The following is a 17203-nucleotide window of genomic DNA, read 5'->3' on the forward strand; positions in this document are numbered from 1 at the left end:
TCGAGCGCAGTCGAGACACGGTAGCGCGGGGTGTCTCGACTGCGCTCGACACGAACGGACCGGGGAAGCGATAAGGTCCTACGAAAAAGGGCGCGCCGTTAGGCACGCCCTTCTTTTAATCCGGTATCGGTAAGGATCAGCGCGGTAGTTCGCTCGCGCCGACCAGCGCCTCGTCGACCGCGCGGGCGCACTGGCGGCCTTCGCGGATCGCCCAGACCACCAGCGACTGGCCCCGGCGCATGTCGCCACAGGACCAGATCTTGTCGTCGCTGGTGCGATAGTCGTTGGTGTCGGCCTTGACGTTGCCGCGCGCATCGAGCGCGACGCCCGACTGGTCGATCATCCCGGCCTTGCGGGGGCCGACGAAGCCCATGGCGAGGAAGATGAGGTCGGCCTTGAGCGTGAACTCGCTGCCCTCGACCTCGACCATCTTGCCGTCCTTCCACTCGACGCGGACGCATTCGAGGCCGGTGACGTCGTTGTCGCCCAGCACGCGCTTGGTCAGCACGGCCCAGTCACGCTCGGCGCCTTCCTCGTGGCTCGACGAGGTGCGCAGCTTGAGCGGCCAGAACGGCCAGCTCATCGCCTTGTTCTCGTGCAGCGGCGGCTTGGGCATGATTTCCAGCTGCGTCACCGAAGCGGCGCCCTGACGGTTCGAGGTGCCCACGCAGTCCGAGCCGGTGTCGCCACCGCCGATGACGATGACGTGCTTGCCGGTGGCGGTCAGCGAACCGCGCGGCGCGGCGCGCACTTCGTCGTCGCCCGCGTTGCGCTTGTTCTGCTGGGTCAGGAACTCCATCGCGAAGCGCACGCCGGGCAGCTCGAAGCCGGGGATGTTGAGCGGGCGCGGATCTTCCGCACCGCCCGAGAACACCACCGCGTCGAAGTTTTCCTTGAGCGAGGCCACCGACACCGAGACGCCGACTTCGACCGAGGTGCGGAACTCCACGCCTTCGGCCATCATCTGCACCATGCGGCGGTTGATGAGGTGCTTCTCCATCTTGAAGTCGGGGATGCCGTAGCGCATCAGCCCGCCGACGCGATCGTTCTTCTCGAACACCGTCACCGAGTGGCCGGCGCGTGCCAGCTGCTGCGCGCAGGCGAGGCCTGCCGGGCCCGAGCCGACCACGGCCACCGACTTGCCGGTCTTCTTGGTGGCGGGGCGCGGCGTGATCCAGCCTTCCTGCCAGCCCTTGTCGACAATGGCGCATTCCACCGACTTGATGGTCACGGGCTGGTCGATGATGTTCAGCGTGCAGGCCGCCTCGCACGGGGCGGGGCAGATGCGGCCAGTGAACTCGGGGAAGTTGTTGGTCGAGTGGAGCACTTCCAGCGCGCTGCGGAAGTCATCCTCGTAGACCAGGTGGTTCCAGTCCGGGATGATGTTGTTCACGGGGCAGCCCGTGTGGCAGTGCGGCACGCCGCAGTTCATGCAGCGCGAGGCCTGCGCCTTGAGCGTCTCCGCAGGAAGCGGAACGACGAACTCCTTGTAGTTCTTGAGACGACCCTCGACCGGACCGTACGTGCGGTCCTGGCGGTCGAGTTCGAGGAAGCCGGTTTCCTTGCCCATAGTCTTGTCTTCCTAAATCTTATTCTGCTGCGACCGAGGCGGCTTCGAGGCGTTCGGCCTCCTGCTGGCGCAGGGCCTTCGCATAGTCGCGCGGCATGACCTTGATGAACTTGCCCAGAGCATTGCCCCAGTCGTCGAGGAGCGCGCGGGCGCGCTTCGAGCCGGAATGCAGGTGGTGGCGTTCGAGCAGGATCTTGAGGCGTTCGGCGTCGTGGCGCAGCATGTCGCCCATGCCGAGGTCGGTGACGCCGTTGGTGCGCTGCTGCGGACGACCGGCACCCTCGTCCTCGTCGGCTTCTGCCGAGATCGGCAGCAGATCGACCATCGAGGTGTTGCACAGCTTCGCGAACAGGCCGTCCTCGTCATAGACGTAGGCGACGCCGCCCGACATGCCGGCCGCGAAGTTGCGCCCGGTGCGGCCGAGCACCACCACGGTGCCGCCGGTCATGTATTCGCAGCCGTGATCGCCGCAGCCTTCGACCACCGCGATGGCGCCCGAGTTGCGGACCGCGAAACGCTCGCCGCCCACGCCGTTGAAGAACGCCTCGCCGCTCACTGCGCCGTAGAGCACGGTGTTGCCGACGATGATGTTCTCGGTCGGCTCGCGATCGACGTGGCCGGGCTGGCGCACGATCACGCGGCCGCCCGACAGGCCCTTGCCGACATAGTCGTTGGCATCGCCGGTCAGGTCGAGGGTGACGCCGTGGGCCAGCCAGGCGCCGAAGCTCTGTCCGGCAACGCCCGTCAGCTTCACGCTGATGGTGTTGTCGGGCAGACCCGCATGGCCATAGCGCTTGGCGACTTCGCCCGAGAGCATCGCGCCGACCGTGCGGTTGACGTTGATGATCGGACGCTCGATGCGAACTGCCTCGCGGTTTTCCAGCGCAGCCGAAGCGGCGGCGATGAGATCGTTGTCGAGCGCGAGTTCGAGGCCGTGGTCCTGCGTCTCGCTCCAGTTGAGCGAGGGGCCGTCACCCAGCGGTGCCTGATAGAGCACCTTGGAGAGATCGACGCCCTTGGCCTTCCAGTGCGAGATCGCCTTCTTCATGTTCAGGCGATCGACGCGACCCACCATCTCGGCGATGGTGCGGAAGCCCAGCTCGGCCATGATCGCGCGCAGCTCTTCGGCGACGAAGAAGAAGTAGTTCACCACGTGCTCGGGCTGGCCGGTGAAGCGCGAACGCAGCACCGGGTCTTGCGTTGCGACGCCGACCGGGCAGGTGTTGAGGTGGCACTTGCGCATCATGATGCAGCCCGCGGCGATCAGCGGCGCGGTGGCGAAACCGAACTCGTCGGCGCCGAGCAGCGCGGCAATCGCCACGTCACGCCCGGTGCGCAGGCCGCCGTCGGCCTGCACCGCCACGCGGCTGCGCAGGTTGTTGAGCAGCAGCGTCTGCTGGGTTTCGGCCAGACCGATTTCCCAAGGCGAACCCGCGTGCGTCAGCGAGGTCAGCGGCGAAGCGCCGGTGCCGCCCTCGTAGCCCGAGACGGTGATGTGGTCCGCGCGCGCCTTCGAGACGCCCGCCGCGACCGTGCCCACGCCCACTTCGGACACCAGCTTGACCGAGACGCGGCTGGTCGGGTTCACGTTCTTGAGATCGTGAATGAGCTGCGCGAGATCCTCGATCGAGTAGATGTCGTGGTGCGGCGGCGGCGAGATCAGGCCGACGCCCGGCGTCGAGTGACGGGTCTTGCCGATGGTCTTGTCCACCTTGTCACCCGGCAGCTGGCCGCCTTCGCCGGGCTTTGCGCCCTGCGCCATCTTGATCTGGATGTCGTCGGCATTGACGAGGTACTCGGTGGTGACGCCGAAGCGGCCCGACGCGACCTGCTTGATCGACGAGCGCATCGAATCGCCGTTTTCCAGCGGCGTAAAGCGGACAGGGTCCTCTCCGCCTTCGCCGGTGTTCGACTTGCCACCGATGCGGTTCATCGCCAGCGCCAGCGTGGTGTGCGCCTCCCACGAGATCGAGCCGTAGCTCATCGCGCCGGTGGCGAAGCGCTTGACGATATCGGCCGCCGTCTCGACCTCGTCGAGCGGAACCGACTGGCCGGGCACGAAGTCCATCAGGCCACGGATCGTGAGCATGCGCTCCGACTGGTCGTTGATGGTCTGCGCGAATTCGCGGTACTTTTCGGGCACGTTGCCGCGCACGGCGTGCTGGAGCAGGCCGATGTTCGTGCTGGTCCAGGCGTGTTCCTCGCCGCGCACACGCGCGCCGTAGATGCCGCCGACGTCGAGCATGTTGGCGTAGATCGGGTTGTCGCTGTACGCCGCCGTGTGGCGACGCACGGTCTCTTCCGCGATCTCGGCCAGACCCGCACCCTCGATAGAGGTCGCGGTGCCGCTGAAGTAGGCGTTCACGAAGGCGGTCGACAGGCCCACCGCGTCGAAGATCTGCGCGCCGCAGTACGACTGGTAGGTCGAGATGCCCATCTTGGACATGACCTTACGGATGCCCTTGCCGATGGCGTAGATGTAGTTCTTCGCCGCCTGCTCCGCCGAAACGGGCAGGTTTTTGCGCACCCGGATTGCCTCGATGGTCTCGAAGGCGAGGTAGGGGTTGATCGCTTCGGCGCCGAAGCCCGCCAGCGCGCAGAAGTGGTGCACTTCGCGAGCCTCGCCGGTCTCGACCACCAGGCCGGTCTGCATGCGCAGACCCTGACGGACGAGGTGCTGGTGAACGGCAGCGGTCGCCAGCAGTGCGGGCATGGCGATGCGGTCCGGGCCGACGGCGCGGTCGGACAGGATCAGGATGTTCTTGTCTGCCAGCACCGCTTCGGTCGCGGCCCAGCACATTTCCTTGATCGCCATTTCGAGACCATCGGCCCCGGTCGCGGCGTCCCAGGTCATGTCGATCGTGCCGGTGCGGAAGGCACCGTCGAGCGCGGCCTCGACCGAGCGGATCTTGGCAAGGCCGGTGTCCGTCAGGATCGGCTGGGCGACTTCGAGGCGCTTGTGCGTGCCCGCGTCATGGCCGAGCAGGTTCGGGCGCGGGCCGATCATCGAGACCAGGCTCATCACCAGTTCCTCGCGGATCGGGTCGATCGGCGGGTTCGTGACCTGCGCGAAGTTCTGCTTGAAGTAGTCGTAGAGCAGGCGCGACTTGTTCGACAGCACCGGGATCGGCGTGTCCGTGCCCATCGAGCCGAGCGGATCGTCGGCATTGACGGCCATCGGCTCGAGGAAGCGCTGGGTGTCTTCCTGTGTGTAGCCGAACGCCTGCTGGCGATCGAGCAGCGTGCCGGTGGGGTTGGGCAGTTCGGCCAGTTCCGGCTCGATCACGTCGAGGTCGGCCAGCTTGTACTGCGCCTGCTGCAGCCACTTCTCGTAAGGCTCTTCCTTGGCCAGCTTGGCCTTGATCTCGCCGTCCTCGATGATGCGACCTTCCTCGAAGTCGATCAGCAGCATCTTGCCGGGCTGGAGGCGCCACTTGCGCACGATGTTGTCTTCCTTGATCGGCAGGACGCCGCTTTCGGAAGCCATCACGCAGATGTCGTCGTCGGTCACGAGGAAGCGCGCGGGGCGCAGGCCGTTGCGGTCCAGCGTGGCGCCGATCTGGCGGCCATCGGTGAAGGCGACGGCGGCGGGGCCGTCCCACGGCTCCATCAGCGCGGCGTGATATTCATAGAACGCGCGGCGCTCGGCATCCATCAGCGGATCGCCGGCCCAGGCCTCGGGGATGAGCATCATCATCGCGTGGACGAGGCTGTAGCCACCGGCCAGCAGCAGCTCCAGCGCGTTATCGAGGCAGGCGGTGTCCGACTGGCCGTGCGGGATGATCGGCCACATCTTGTCGAGATCGGCGCCGAGCAGCTCGCTTTCCATGGTGCGGCGGCGGGCGTTCATCCAGTTCACGTTGCCGCGAACCGTGTTGATCTCGCCGTTGTGCGCCATGAAGCGGTACGGGTGGGCCAGCTTCCAGCTGGGGAAGGTGTTGGTCGAGAAGCGCTGGTGCACGAGGCCGAGCGCCGAAACGCACGCGGGATCGCGCAGGTCGTCGTAGAACGAGCCGACCTGCGTCGCCAGCAGCAGGCCCTTGTAGACCACGGTGCGGCTGGAGAAGCTGGGCATGTACAGCTCGGTCAGGCCGGGCAGGTCATGCTTCACCGAAAGCGCTTCGAGCGGGTTCTGGGTCTGCTTGCGGATCGCCAGGATCTTGCGTTCGAACGCGTCCTGATCGGCGCAGTTGTCGCCGCGGCCGACGAAGCACTGGCGGATAACCGGCATCGATTCGAGCACGGTCTTGCCAAGGCCGTCCAGCGTCAGCGGCACGTCGCGCCAGCCGAGGAGGATCTGCCCTTCCTTCTTCACGAATTTCTCGAAGGCCGAGACCACGAAGTCGCGTGCGGCCTCGTCCTGCGGCAGGAAGCACATGGCAACGCCGTAGTGGCCCGGCTGCGGCAGTTCGATACCCGCGCCCTCGGCCCAGCCACGATAGAGCTGGTCGGGGATCTGGATCAGGATGCCCGCGCCGTCACCCAGCAGTGGGTCTGCGCCCACCGCACCGCGGTGGTCGATGTTTTTCAGAATCTCCAGGGCCTGACTAATGATCGCGTGGCTTTTCTGGCCCTTGATATGGGCGACGAAGCCCACACCGCAGGCATCGTGTTCATTGCGCGCATCGTAAAGGCCTTGGGGTTCAGGAAATCCCATCGATAGTATCCGTCCTGTCAGTTTTGTCGGGGGACCACCGCTCATCGCATCGATATGCACGAATCGTGCATCTGCGATCTGCGAAGAGGTGGGTCCTGCGGCCCCCATGACGACAGACGGGCGAATTTGCAACTAGGAAGGCAAATGTCGCGTCAGAAAATTTGCTATTCGGACTTCAAGAAGTCATTTTGTTGCGAGTGATGCGCGTTTAATGGCCGCCGATGCCGTCTTGGAAACCGTTTGGAAATTCGCGAAATGCGAATTTCGCGGCACCGGCCCCATTTTGCTTTTGGGCCCCCACCCTACCACCCGCAGGATACTACCGTTGGGTGGTAGGGTGGGGGCGTGGGCCGGTGCCGCTACGAAAATGCCCTTTACGGCATTTTCCAGACAGACTCTTACGGGATCAGCGGCCAATGACGCGTATCAGGCCGTGCCGCTCATCCGCTGGAGCGTAGCGAGCGCGGCGCGCAGGGCGCGTTCGGTCTCTTCCGGGTCGGCATGACCGCCGGCGCCGAGCGTGCGCGGGGCATCGAACGGGCGTGGTGTCGAGGCTGCCGGAGGCGTTGTCGAGAGCGCTTCGTCAGGTTCACCCGAATGAACCGGTTCAAACGGTCCCTCGAAAGGCGCCGGTTTCGAAGGCTGCTCATGGCCGGGAAAAACGACTGCGGGCAGGGGCTCCAGCGCCTCCGTTTCGCTGTCTTCGATCCGCACGAACGCGCGGGGAGCACGCGCAGGGCGCGAGAGGTTGAGAAGCGAGGAGTAGCCGTCCTCCAGAACCGCGTCTTCCGCCTCGTGGCTTTCTGGCGCCGTTCCCTCGGCCATCTGCCCGGTCATGGCATGGGGCATGCCGAATGGTGCGGGAGACATATCCTCGGTGAGGCCGGTGCCAGCGAGAGAGGCGGTGTGCGGCCATTCGGATGGAACCGAGTGGAGCGGCGGAAAGCTTGCGAGCGGCGTAGCCTCGTCGTCCTGCCCTGTCTCCTCGATGGGGTCGAGAGTGACCGGACGCAGTGCCGTGGGAATACGGGTGATCGGCATAGGAGCATCGCCGGCGAAGACGGGCGCCTGCGGTTCATCGTCGCGCTGCTCGACCGCAAAGTGAGAGACTGGGGCGGGAAAGGCCGGGGACGGAGAAGCCGGGGTGGTTTCCGCAGCGTGCCATTCGGGGGCAACAGCCTCGGCACCGCTCTCCTCCTCGGCATGCCAGGCCGAGGTGTTCGACGGATAGCTGACGAAGCCGGGGCGGGTGAAGTCGCTCGAAGATGCCGGTTCGATGCGCTGGGTGCTGACGTGGAAATCGGCTTCCGGTGGGGTCGGTTCGGATTGCGGCGCGACCGGTGCCACTGGCGGAGGGACGAATGCCGTCACGATCTGCATGACGGGCGGGGCAGGCTGCGGCGTGGATTGCACCGGTGCGAGACGGGCTGCAGCCGCCTCGGCGACGCGGGCCTGGGCTTGCGCCTTGCGCTGCTCATCCATCGCCATGGCGAGGCGTTCGAGCAGTTCGACCGGCGAAAGGTCATCGAGATCGCTGGCGGCGATGCGCGTGGCGGCGCTACCTGCAACAGTGGGGGCGGCAAAAGCAGGGGCCGGCACGATATCGGCGGCAAACGGATCGACAGGCGCGCCATCGTGGTGTTCCGACAGGTCGCCCTTTGCGTGGGCATTTTCGTTCACGCGGTTTTCGTTCGCCAGTTCCTCGGTCGGCAAGGTGAACGGAGGGACAACGAAGCGGTCGGCATCCTCGTCCGCGCCGGGCAGCAGCGAGAAGCCTGCTTCCGGTTCGGGCGGCAGGGCGATGCTTTCCGCCGCGGGGGGAGCTCCCGCGGTGACGAAGCTGGCGAACAGGCGGTTGGTCTCGCGATGTTCGGTCATCTCGGGTGCTGCCGGCCCGTGGTCCGCCGTTGCCTGTTCCGGTGCGGGTTCGGCTTCGACTTCGGGTTCGACGGGCGAGAAATCGGCATGCAGGGATGCGCCGGGGGCCTCGAACGGTTCGATCGGCGTTGCCATGGCGCTGGCGGTGAAGATCTGGAACGGATTGGCGCCGGAGGTGTCGACGCGATGTTCGCCCAGCATGTCATCGTCGAAAGCCGCATCCTCGCGACCGATGGTGATCGGCGCGGGCAGGTCTTCGGGATGGTGGGCATCGAAAGCGGTCAGCGCATGGGCTTCGCTCTGGAAATCGTCGCTGACGATGATGTGATCGTCATGGACCGAGACGAAGTGGGATTCGGCTTCGACCTCTTCCGTATGAGGCGCGGTTTCTTCGAGCGCTTCAAATGGCGCGGTTTCAACCGTGCTTTCGGTTTCATGCTGGAAGAAAGGCGCGGCAGGCACGTCTTCGTTCTGCATCGGCTCTGCCACAGGTTCGATATCGCTGAGCGCAAGCGCGCGGCGACGGCGCTGGACCGGCATGTCGAGCGGCGGCGCGAAGGCGGGGCGGCTGATCTCATCGGCAGCGGATTCGGAGAAATCCCCCTCGATCGCGGGCTCGTCGAAGAACGATTCGGGCAGAACCTCGTTGGCGGCGGCAGTCGCCTGTCCGCGACGGGACAAGGGACGACGGCCCGGCGTGGCAACCACCGGCGGCACGATGCGGCGCGCCAGCACGAACCCGATCAGGCCGCCGAGGCAGGTCAGCCCCAGAGCTACCAGAATGCGGGCGGTGGCACCGAGCGGCGGCGCGGCCTTCGGAATCACCGTGTCGAGATGGGTCGCCAAGACTGCGTGCTCCACCACCGTGACCGGCAGCACCAGACTGCCCACGCCGAAGGCGGCTGCGCACCACAGGGCGACGATCGCCGGAAACAGCGGGTGCCGGGTGATGGGCTGGCCGTTGGGCTGGCTTGTGCCCGAGGAATTGCGCCCCGAGGAATTGCCTGTGGAATCCGCCACGATTATGTTTCCCGTTCAGTGGTCGCGAATCGGATGCGTCCTTCAGATGGTCACATTCGGCTCTGCGTGAGCATCGCTTGTAAGAATGTTTTGGTAAACTGTTTGATAACGCCGAACGTTGCGTGCCCAGTCGTGCGCTTCGGCAACATGCCGATGCCCGGCGGCACGCAGGGCGGGCCAGCGGTCGCGCTGTTCGAGCAGGTCAGCTAACGTGGCTGCCGTGGCCGCCGGATTGTCGGCGGCGAACAGCGCGCCGGTCACGCCATCGGTGACGAGTTCGCGATGGCCGCCGACATCGCTGGCGGCGACGATCTTGTCCTGCGCCATGGCTTCCAGCGGCTTGAGAGGGGTGACGAGATCGGTCAGGCGGCTGCGTTTGCGCGGATAGGCCATGACGTCGCACAGCGCATAATAGCGCTCCACCTCGTGATGCGGCACCCGGCCGATGAAGCGGATCGCATGGGCCGCGCTGGAGGCTTCGGCCTGCGCGCGCAAGGCCTCGGCACGCGGGCCGCCGCCGACCATCAGCAGGCGCGCATCGGGCTGGCGGGCAAGCAATGCGGGCATCGCCGCAATCAGATCGTCGAGGCCTTCGTAATCGTAGAAGCTGCCGATGAAGCCGATCACCGGACAGGATGAGCCGTTGGCCTTCACGAAGCCGAGGTCACGCGCCAGCACCTCGTCGCGCGGCGCCGGGTCGCCGAACAGCGAGAGATCGACGCCGTTGGGCGAGATGCTGATTCGCGCCGGATCGTTGCCGCGCGCGATCAGATCGTCGCGCAGCCCTGCGCAGATGGTGACGACGGCATCGGCCTGCTTCACGACGCGATCCTCCAGCCAGCGGGTGAGGCGGTACTTGAGCGAGCCTTCGCGTCCGGTGCCGTTGCCGACGGCGGCATCTTCCCAGAAGGCGCGGATCTCGTAGACCAGCGGAATCCCGTGGCGACGGGCTACCTTCAAAGCAGCGTGGCCGCACAGCGCAGGCGAGTGGGCGTGGAGGATATCGGGCTTCCACTTGGCCACAGCAGCCTCGATGCCTTGCGCGAACAGGGCGATCTCGCGCCATTCGCGAAGGCCGGGCGGGCCGGACACGGTGCCGGGCGTGCGATGGAAGATCAGGCCTTCCTGAAGCTCGCCATCGGCCTCGTTGTTCACCTTGAAGTCCGCGCCCGAGGCGCTCTGGCGCGGCCCGGTGACGCCGCGCACCTCGTAGCCCAGGCCCTGCTGCGCTTTCAGGATCGAGCGGGTGCGAAAGGTGTAGCCGCTGTGGATCGGCAACGAATGGTCGAGGACGTGCAGGATGCGGGTCATGAGGGCACACCTATCGCAGAACGCTTAACGCCCGATCAACCCATGGCTATTAGGAGAAACAGCCATGGTCGATCTCCTCGCACTTTCCCTCAGCCACGCGCTGCTGGCCTTTGCCTTGTGGCAACTGCTGCGCCGGGGCGATCTCGATGTGGAATCGACCGTTCGCACGGAGCGCGATGATGTGGAAGCCGGGGCACCGGTTTCGGCACGTCAGCCCGTGCGTCGCGGCGTGGTCTGGCCCGGTGGTCAGGGCGAGGGCGGGGCTGCCGAACAGGATGCTTAACCTCGCGCTCACCGGGTTCCTCGCCTGCTTCCTGATCGTCGGCTTCCAGCGCCCGTTCCTGTGGGTGCTGTGCTATCTTTATGTCGATATCGTTCAGCCGCAGCTGCTGACCTGGGGCTTCCTCAGCCATATCCCGATCTCGCTGCTGACGTTCGTGGCGGCGTTCGGCGGCTGGCTGGCCTTCGACGACAAGCGCGATTCGCGCTTCACCTTCCGGCAGGGGCTGATGGTGCTGCTGCTGGCCTATTGCGCGGTCAGCACGCTGCGTGCGGACTACCCGGCAGAAGCGCTGGAGAAGTGGGCCTGGGTGTGGAAGGCGCTGGTCTTCGCGATCTTCCTGCCGCTGACGCTGCGCACGCGGCTGCGAATCGAGGCTGCGGCCCTGACGATGGTGCTGGCGGCCAGCGCACTGATCGTCGACGGCGGCCTCAAGACCGTGGGCGGCGGTGGCGGCTACGGCGAACTGCATATCTTCATCGAGAGCAACACCGGCCTGTTCGAGGGCTCGATCCTGTCGTGCGTGGCCGTGGCGATCATTCCGCTGGTGATCTGGCTGGCGAAGCACGGCACGATCATGCCCAAGACGCCGCTGGTCTGGGTCTATGTGGCGGGACTGATCTTTGCCTGCGCACTGATCCCGGTGGGCACGCAGGCGCGCACCGGCCTTGTCTGTCTGGGCATCCTGTGCGTCTTCTATCTGCGCACCGCCAAGCACCGCGTACTGATCGGCGCCGGCATGGCGCTGGCCTGCATGATCGCGGTGCCGTTCCTGCCGCAGTCGTATCTCGCACGCATGAACACGATCGAGGATCACCAGGCCGACCAGTCGGCCAGTACCCGCCTGGGCGTGTGGAAATGGACCTGGGGCTATGTGAAACAGCACCCGCTGGGCGGTGGTTTCGAGGTCTATCTGTCCAGCAAGGTTGCTTACGATACCGTGGTGGCCGATACGACCGGCGGCGTGACCACGATGACCTATACCCCGGTGGTCGAACAGGGGCGCGCATTCCATTCCAGCTACTTCGAGATGCTGGGCGAACAGGGCTTCCCCGGTTTCGCGCTGTGGATACTCCTCCAGATCTCGGGCATCGTCCAGATGGAGATGATTCGCCGCCGCTGGACGAGGCATGGCGGGCCGGACGACTCGTGGGTGGGGCCGCTGGCGGTATCCCTCCAGCTTGCGCATGTGGTCTATATGATCGGTTCGCTCTTCGTGGGAATCGCGTTCCAGCCCTTTATCCTGATGCTGATCGGCATCCAGTGCGGTTTGTGGAGCTATCTCAAGCGGATCGGTCTTCCGGCCCGGCAAGTTCACGCGAATCGCCGGAATCCGGAGCTTGCAAGCCGCCCGGCTGCTCTTGCATCGATGAAAGTCGCACGGGAAACCCCCTAAAGGTTAACGCCGAGAGGCGTTCGGTCTCTCGCATTTACGGCAAATTAACCTTTATCGTTCATTCCTCCTATGGTTAATACTTGGCACGAAGCGATGTGCGCTACCGGCGCCGTGCGGCCAAAGGGCGAAGAAGGGGACCACCCAAATGCGAGTGCTGTTGATCGAGGACGAACCGACCACCGCACGGGCGATCGAGCTCATGCTGACGGCGGAAGGATTCAATGTCTATTCGACGGATCTGGGCGAGGAAGGCCTCGATCTGGGCAAGCTGTATGATTACGACATCATCCTGCTCGACCTGAACCTGCCCGACATGCATGGTTACGACGTGCTCAAGAAATTGCGCGTCGCCAAGGTGCAGACCCCGGTGCTGATCCTTAGCGGCATTTCGGAAATGGACAGCAAGGTGCGCTCGTTCGGCTTCGGCGCCGACGATTACGTGACCAAGCCCTTCCACCGCGAAGAGCTGATCGCCCGTATTCACGCTGTGGTGCGCCGCTCGAAGGGCCATTCGCAGTCGGTCATCCGCACCGGCAAGCTGATCGTCAACCTCGACGCCAAGACGGTCGAGGTCGATACCGCCCGCGTGCACCTGACCGGCAAGGAATACGCGATGCTGGAGCTGCTCTCGCTGCGCAAGGGCACCACGCTGACCAAGGAAATGTTCCTCAACCACCTCTACGGCGGGATGGACGAGCCTGAACTCAAGATCATCGACGTGTTCATCTGCAAGCTGCGCAAGAAGCTGGCGCATGCCTGCGGCGGATCGAACTACATCGAGACCGTGTGGGGCCGTGGCTACGTGCTGCGCGATCCCGAAGAAGTGGTCGAGGCGGCCTGATCTTTCAGGCCTCCTGTTACGGAAACGAAACGCGGCTCGCCTTGCAGGCGGGCCGTTTTCGTATCTGGACGATTGACCGCGCGGCGGCTTGCTGTCAGGGGCGCGCGCCATGACGGCACATAAATCCGGCGATCCCACGACTCTCAACCGCCTCTACGGCCGCTCCAAGGGCAAGCCCTTGCGCGCGGGCCAGCAGGGGCTGGTCGACAATCTCCTGCCGCAGATCGCGGTTCCGCTCGAAGGCGAGGTGACGTCGGCGGGGTTGTTCGGCGACGATCGCCCGCTTCATTTCGAGATCGGCTTCGGCGGCGGCGAGCATATGGCCTACCGCGCCGACATGCTGCCCGATCACGGCTTCATCGGTGCCGAGCCCTTCGTCAACGGCGTGGCGCAGGCGCTGCTGCATGTCTCGGGCGATAACGGCGAACACGCGCCGATCCCCAACGTGCGCATCCATCACGGCGATGCGCTGGAAGTGCTGGCGCGCATTCCCGACGGCTCGCTCTCGTTCGTGTACCTGCTGCACCCCGATCCCTGGCCCAAGGCCCGCCACGCCAAGCGCCGGATGATGAACGACGGCCCGGTCGACATGATCGCGGCCAAGCTCAAGCCCGGCGGCGAATTCCGCTTCGGCACCGATCACGCGATCTACGTGCGTCACGCACTGATGGTGATGCAGCGCCACACCCACCAGTTCGACTGGCTGTGCGAAAAGCCCGGCGACTTCCAGGTCCGCCCCGGCGGCTGGCCGGAAACGCGCTACGAGCACAAGGCCCGCACCGTCTACGGGCACGAGGTCTGGTACTTCCGCTATCGCCGCAAGGCGGACTGAACTTATACCAAGGCGCTGAGATGCTGACGCATCACGCCTTGGACATGTTCAAGCGCCACACGGGCTTTGGGCTCAATCGGCCTTGGCGCGGGCGCTCTTGCGGGCGTCGCGCTGGATCGAGGTGGCGATCTGGTTCGTCTTGCTGGCGGCCTTCAGATCGGCAGCGCCGCTGTAGAAGGCTTTGAGATAGCTGCGGTCGAACGGGGTCATCGCGCCGGGTGGCGTAGTGCCCGGCTGGAACAGCGTCAGGATCGTGCCATCCTGTTCGGATACCGGCGGTCTGGCCCCGCCCAGCACGCGCATCGCGGCATAGTCGGCGATCTGGTCGATGCCCAGCCCCACCAGCGCCTCGCGGTCGATCAGGATCACGGCGTACTGCACCTCCCGCTTGGTTTCGGCGCGCAGGCGCGAATTGGTCTGGATCGAGAGCATTGCCGGATCGGTGGCCGAGCCGGGCTGAAGCGGCTTGCCGTCGCTGCTGCGCACCTGCGTGATCCACCAGGTGTGGACCGGGCCGGGCTCGCGGACGATCGCGCGGATGTCTTCAGGCTTGAGATTGCCGAACAGGCGGCTGCCGTGAAGGCGCAGGCCTTTCAGATCGGTCGCCCCGTGATCGACGAAGAGCACGGCGACGTTTGGCTGGCAGTCCTTCCCCGCGAGCACGATCCCGGCGTCCTTGGCATCGTCGACCATGCGATTTGCGATGGTGACGAGCATGTCCTGTGGCAAACCTGCCGACAGGAAGCACACCGGATCGGCGAAGCGCGCCAGCGGATCGCGGTAGTCTGCCCTGGCCGTCACCGCGTGCGAGAGGCTGACGATCCGGTCACGATCGGGATAGGCGCCGCCGGTCACGACGATATCGCTGCCGGATGCCGGTTCGGCTGCGACGGTGCATGATGGCCACCACGCCACAACCATCGTCAGGGCGAGGATGTGCGGCAACTTGAGGCTCGGCATCAGGTTCCTCCGGATCGAGCAATGCAGGATGCACGCAAACGACCGGAATGCCGATTAAAATTTCGTCATGTTCGGTAGAACGCAAGAGGGCCGGCGTTGCCGCCGACCCTCCCGTGTTCATCGAGGTGCAGTCGCTCAGCCCAGCACGCCTGCCGCCGCCAGCACCGCGCTGGTCAGCACGTCGGGCACCGCAGCGGTCATCGGCAGCACCTGCACCGGCTTTTCCATGCCGATCAGCATCGGGCCGATGGTGGTGGTCCCGCCGATCTCGCGCAGCAGCTTGGCCGAGATGTTGGCCGACTGCAGGCCGGGCATGATCAGCACGTTGGCCGGGCCGCTCAGGCGGCAGAACGGATACTGTGCCATGACCTTGGGATTGAGCGCGGCATCGGGGGCCATCTCGCCTTCGTACTCGAAGCCGACATCGCCCATCCCGTCGAGCAGGTGGACGGCATCGCGAGTGGCATCGAGCCACTTGCCCGAAGGATTGCCGAAAGTCGCATAGCTCAGGAACGCGACGCGCGGTTCATGGCCGAGACGACGCGCCACGGCGGCGGTCTCCTGTGCGATGACCACCAGTTCCTCGGCGCTCGGACGCTCGTTGATGGTGGTGTCGGCCATGAACACCGTGTGGTTCTTGCCCACCATCATGTGGATGCCGAACGGCAGCTTGCCGCTGGCCGGGTCGAGCACGCGGCGGATTTCCTTCATCGACTGCGCGAAGGGGCGCGTCACGCCCGTCACCATCGCATCGCCGACGCCCAGCTTGAGCAGGCCCGAGGCGAAGACGTTGCGATCGGTGTTGACCATGCGCACCACATCGCGCTGCAGGAAGCCGCGACGCTCCAGACGTTTGTAGAGCATCTCCACCATCGGGCCGACATGCGGCGAGACGGCGGAATTCTCGATCTGGTAGCTCTCGGGATCGTGGACGCCCAGGTTCGCCATCGTCTCGTGGATCGCCTGGGTGCGACCGACGAGAACCGGCTCGCCATAGCCGAACTCGCGATACTGGATCGCGGCGCGCAGCACCACTTCGTCCTCCGCTTCGGCGAAGATCATCCGCTGCGGATTGGCCTTCACTTCGGCATAGACCTTGGTCAGCGCCGAGGTGGTCGGGTTGAGGCGGGCCTTCAACTGGTGGCGATAGGCGTCGAAGTCCTCGATCGGGCGCTGGGCAACACCCGAATCCATCGCCGCCTTGGCGACGGCGGAAGAGACGACTTCCATCAGGCGCGGATCAAACGGCGCAGGGATGATGTACTCACGCCCGAAGGTCTGCGTGGCGCCATAGGCTGCCGCGACTTCCTCGGGCACCTGTTCGCGCGCCAGTTCGGCGATGGCCTGTGCGGCAGCGATCTTCATCTCTTCGGTGATCGCGGTGGCCGATACGTCGAGCGCGCCGCGGAAGATGAAGGGGAAGCCGAGCACGTTGTTGACCTGGTTCGGATAGTCCGAACGGCCGGTGGCGATGATCGCGTCGGGGCGCACCGCCTTGGCCTCGTCCGGGGTGATTTCCGGGTCGGGGTTGGCCATCGCGAAGATGATCGGTTCGGGCGCCATGGCCTTGACCATCTCTGGCGTCAGCGCGCCCTTGGCTGAGAGGCCGAGGAACACGTCTGCGCCCACCAGCGCTTCGGTGAGCGTGCGCTTGTCGGTGGTGACGGCATGGGCCGACTTGAACTGGTCCACGCGCTCGCGGCCGGGATAGATCACGCCGCGCGTATCGCATACCAGCACGTTTTCGTGGCGCACGCCCAGCGACTTGATCAGCGCGGTGCAGGCCAGCGCCGAGGCACCGGCGCCGTTCACCACGACCTTGATCTCTTCCAGCTTGCGCCCGGTCAGGTGGCAGGCGTTGATGAGACCGGCGGCGGCGATGATCGCGGTGCCATGCTGGTCGTCATGCATCACCGGAATGTTCATGCGCTCGCGCAGGGCCTGCTCGATGATGAAGCATTCGGGCGCCTTGATATCCTCAAGGTTGATGCCGCCGAAGCTCGGCTCCATCATCGCGATCGCTTCGATCAGCGCGTCGGTGTCTTCGCTGGCCAACTCGATGTCGATCGAGTCCACGTCGGCGAAGCGCTTGAACAGCACGGACTTGCCTTCCATCACCGGCTTGGAGGCCAGCGCACCCAGGTTCCCCATGCCCAGGATTGCCGTGCCGTTCGAGATCACCGCGACGAGGTTGCCCTTGGCGGTGTAGTCGTAGGCGGCCTGCGGATCGTCGGCGATGGCCTGCACCGGCACCGCGACGCCGGGCGAGTAGGCGAGGCTGAGATCGCGCTGCGTCGCCATCGGCTTGGAGGCGATGATCTCGATCTTACCGGGGCGGCCCGTGTTGTGATAGAAAAGCGCCTCGCGCTCGGTGAACTGGATCTTGGGTTTATCGGACAAACGTAATCTCCCGGCTGTCGCGGCTCGGCCTAACCAATATGGTCGTCGCATGGTAGGG

10 protein-coding genes are annotated in these 17203 nt (G+C 65.4%); 4 read left to right on the forward strand and 6 right to left on the reverse strand.

Annotated elements, in window-relative coordinates:
* Window positions 1-136 precede the first annotated feature (136 nt).
* The 4 genes from AC3EC3_RS13160 to AC3EC3_RS13175 form a co-directional block, all read right to left on the reverse strand.
* A complete protein-coding gene (locus AC3EC3_RS13160) occupies window positions 137-1570 on the reverse strand; it encodes a glutamate synthase subunit beta (RefSeq protein ID WP_488490074.1) in 1434 nt (477 codons plus the stop codon).
* A gap of 19 nt (window positions 1571-1589) precedes the next feature.
* On the reverse strand, window positions 1590-6227 hold the full coding sequence (gene gltB / locus AC3EC3_RS13165; RefSeq protein ID WP_488490075.1) for a glutamate synthase large subunit: 4638 nt from the start codon (window positions 6225-6227) through the stop codon (window positions 1590-1592).
* A gap of 426 nt (window positions 6228-6653) precedes the next feature.
* Entirely contained in the window at window positions 6654-9125 is a 2472-nt protein-coding gene (locus tag AC3EC3_RS13170) for a hypothetical protein (RefSeq protein WP_488490076.1), read from the reverse strand.
* A 42-nt stretch (window positions 9126-9167) separates the two neighbouring features.
* Complete coding sequence (locus tag AC3EC3_RS13175; protein WP_488490077.1) at window positions 9168-10436, reverse strand: TIGR04063 family PEP-CTERM/XrtA system glycosyltransferase; 1269 nt, start codon at window positions 10434-10436, stop codon at window positions 9168-9170.
* Window positions 10437-10500: 64 nt separating this feature from the next.
* On the opposite strand from AC3EC3_RS13175, the gene AC3EC3_RS13180 reads away from it, so the two are divergent.
* The 4 genes from AC3EC3_RS13180 (at window position 10501) to trmB (ending at window position 13785) form a co-directional block, all read left to right on the forward strand.
* A complete protein-coding gene (locus AC3EC3_RS13180; protein WP_488490078.1) occupies window positions 10501-10719 on the forward strand; it encodes a hypothetical protein in 219 nt (72 codons plus the stop codon).
* A complete protein-coding gene (locus tag AC3EC3_RS13185) occupies window positions 10712-12112 on the forward strand; it encodes a putative O-glycosylation ligase, exosortase A system-associated (protein ID WP_488490079.1) in 1401 nt (466 codons plus the stop codon). Before AC3EC3_RS13180 ends, AC3EC3_RS13185 begins: the two co-directional genes overlap by 8 nt.
* A 145-nt stretch (window positions 12113-12257) precedes the next feature.
* Window positions 12258-12953 carry a response regulator transcription factor CtrA gene (gene ctrA / locus AC3EC3_RS13190; RefSeq protein ID WP_260928702.1) on the forward strand — a complete coding sequence of 232 codons (696 nt, stop codon included), beginning with the start codon at window positions 12258-12260 and terminating at the stop codon, window positions 12951-12953.
* A 109-nt stretch (window positions 12954-13062) separates the two neighbouring features.
* The gene (gene trmB / locus AC3EC3_RS13195; protein ID WP_260928701.1) at window positions 13063-13785 is read left to right on the forward strand and encodes a tRNA (guanine(46)-N(7))-methyltransferase TrmB; all 723 of its coding nucleotides are present in this window, start codon (window positions 13063-13065) and stop codon (window positions 13783-13785) included.
* 72 nt (window positions 13786-13857) lie between these two features.
* Here trmB and AC3EC3_RS13200 read toward each other — a convergent pair whose 3' ends face one another.
* Together AC3EC3_RS13200 and AC3EC3_RS13205 are read right to left on the reverse strand one after the other, a co-directional pair.
* Window positions 13858-14745, reverse strand: coding sequence for a hypothetical protein (locus AC3EC3_RS13200; protein WP_488490080.1), 888 nt, complete (start codon window positions 14743-14745; stop codon window positions 13858-13860).
* A 135-nt stretch (window positions 14746-14880) separates the two neighbouring features.
* Window positions 14881-17145, reverse strand: coding sequence for an NADP-dependent malic enzyme (locus tag AC3EC3_RS13205; protein WP_488490081.1), 2265 nt, complete (start codon window positions 17143-17145; stop codon window positions 14881-14883).
* Window positions 17146-17203 lie beyond the last annotated feature (58 nt).

This window comes from Novosphingobium sp. BAM6, from assembly GCF_057784955.1.

Excerpts from the sequence above, each read along its gene's own strand:
- AC3EC3_RS13160 (WP_488490074.1), bottom strand. The coding sequence starts at position 1,570 with ATGGGCAAGGAAACCGGCTTCCTCGAACTCGACCGCCAGGACCGCACG.
- AC3EC3_RS13175 (WP_488490077.1), bottom strand. The coding sequence starts at position 10,436 with ATGACCCGCATCCTGCACGTCCTCGACCATTCGTTGCCGATCCACAGC.
- AC3EC3_RS13180 (WP_488490078.1), top strand. The coding sequence starts at position 10,501 with ATGGTCGATCTCCTCGCACTTTCCCTCAGCCACGCGCTGCTGGCCTTT.
- ctrA (WP_260928702.1), top strand. The coding sequence starts at position 12,258 with ATGCGAGTGCTGTTGATCGAGGACGAACCGACCACCGCACGGGCGATC.
- AC3EC3_RS13200 (WP_488490080.1), bottom strand. The coding sequence starts at position 14,745 with ATGCCGAGCCTCAAGTTGCCGCACATCCTCGCCCTGACGATGGTTGTG.
- gltB (WP_488490075.1), bottom strand. The coding sequence starts at position 6,227 with ATGGGATTTCCTGAACCCCAAGGCCTTTACGATGCGCGCAATGAACAC.
- AC3EC3_RS13185 (WP_488490079.1), top strand. The coding sequence starts at position 10,712 with ATGCTTAACCTCGCGCTCACCGGGTTCCTCGCCTGCTTCCTGATCGTC.
- trmB (WP_260928701.1), top strand. The coding sequence starts at position 13,063 with ATGACGGCACATAAATCCGGCGATCCCACGACTCTCAACCGCCTCTAC.